This window comes from Micromonospora sp. NPDC047620 (assembly GCF_043205005.1).
GTDB lineage: Bacteria > Actinomycetota > Actinomycetes > Mycobacteriales > Micromonosporaceae > Micromonospora.
Genome location: NZ_JBIDDG010000198.1, coordinates 1 through 1,055, shown reverse-complemented (window position 1 = coordinate 1,055; position 1,055 = coordinate 1). Strand labels below are relative to the sequence as shown.

The 1,055-nt window shown below is 72.6% G+C and carries 1 protein-coding gene; it reads left to right on the top strand.

Translation table 11 applies throughout. The features are described from left to right. Positions 1-544: 544 nt before the first annotated feature. Entirely contained in the window at positions 545-964 is a 420-nt protein-coding gene (locus tag ACGF5C_RS35225; protein WP_393308807.1) for a protein-tyrosine phosphatase family protein, read from the top strand. Positions 965-1,055: the final 91 nt, after the last annotated feature.

The window sequence follows — 1,055 nt, the reverse complement described above, 5'->3', positions numbered from 1 at the left end:
GGTGGCAGGACATGCCGCTGACCGAGGCCGCGCAGACGGTGCAGGTGTCGGCGTACCCGGACCACTACGCCCAGTGGGAACAGCAGGCCGCCGACATGGTCGCCGAACACTGGAACAGCTGACACACAGACATTCACCACAAGGGGGATCGCTGGCCGGCACCCGACACGGGCGCCGGCCAGCGACACATCTTCACCAGCCGACAGCCGGCCGGCCAGGAAAGGCGGCAGGTGCGGAACACCGACGGCCGTCGGCTGGTTGAATGGAGGTGTCAGTGTGCCCAGTGTCCCCGGGCCTCACCTGAATTGCCTTCGCGGAATACCGTTCGGCTGGAGCCGCGTCGCGCCACGCGCCGAGAGGCGACCTGCACACCGACGCCCAGCGCCGCCCCCGGACCGACCGGTCCGGGGGCGGCGCTGTCTCGTATCCGCGTTCGTTCCCGTGGGGCGACGGTGGCGGACCCGTGCCGTTCGACGCCGCTACGACCTTGTGCGTGCTCCGAGGCGGGCGGGGGGAGCGGGCGCGTTGGAGGCAGAATGGGCCGGTGGATGTGCAGCGGGAGTGGCGCGATCAGCCGGGTGTGGTCGTACTGCCGAGTGGGGCGGCCGTGCGCGGGCGCCGCGTCGCCGACGTGGCCTCGCCTGCGGACTTCGCCCTGTTGTTGGCGCCTGGGCCGGCACCGGCGTGGCCGCACCGGCGGATCCGGTGGCCGGACTTCTGGGTCCCGGTCGACCGGGCGGACGCGGTTGACGCGCTGGCCGAGGCGCTGCGTCGCGCCCGCGACGGCGAGCGGGTGGAGGTGGCCTGCAAAGGCGGCACCGGACGCACGGGCACGGCGCTGGCCGCTTTGGCGATCCTCGACGGGCTGCCGACGGAGCGGGCCGTGGACTGGGTACGCGCCGCCTACCGCCCACGGGCGGTGGAGACCCCCTGGCAGCGTCGCTGGCTGCGCCGCCTCGCCTAAGAGCGACCGGCAGTAGGTCTGGGATCTGGGCAGACGGGAGCCCGGGGTAGTGACAGGCACGGGGCCATTGATCATCGGAGTTCTCTACGCT